This window comes from Paraburkholderia sp. SIMBA_053 (assembly GCF_046534895.1).
Taxonomy (GTDB): Bacteria; Pseudomonadota; Gammaproteobacteria; order Burkholderiales; family Burkholderiaceae; genus Paraburkholderia; species Paraburkholderia caledonica.
This window is the reverse complement of sequence record NZ_JAWRXU010000588.1, coordinates 1-276: the sequence shown is the minus strand read 5'-3', so window position 1 is coordinate 276 and position 276 is coordinate 1. Positions and strand designations below refer to the sequence as shown.

1 pseudogene is annotated in these 276 nt (G+C 69.6%); it reads left to right on the top strand.

The features are described 5' to 3' along the window. Window positions 1-276 (top strand): annotated as a pseudogene (locus tag SB753_RS36950) (peptidase S8); the annotation flags it as partial.

Sequence of the window (276 nt, the reverse complement as noted above, 5' to 3'; positions counted from 1 at the left end):
ACATTATTTCGGCGGGTGGTGTGTTCGTCGATCAGCACGGCGCGATGCGCGCGTCGGACTACGCGAGCGCGTTCAGGAGCCTGATCTACTCGGGCCGCAGCGTGCCCGACGTCTGCGGGCTGGTCGGCATGCTGCCGCACGCGACGTACATCTCGCTGCCCGTTTCGGCCGGTTGCGAGATCGACCGCGAAAACGCCGCCTTCGACGGCACCACGCCCAACGACGGCTGGGGCGTGTTCAGCGGCACGTCGGCGGCTGCGCCGCAGCTGGCGGGCC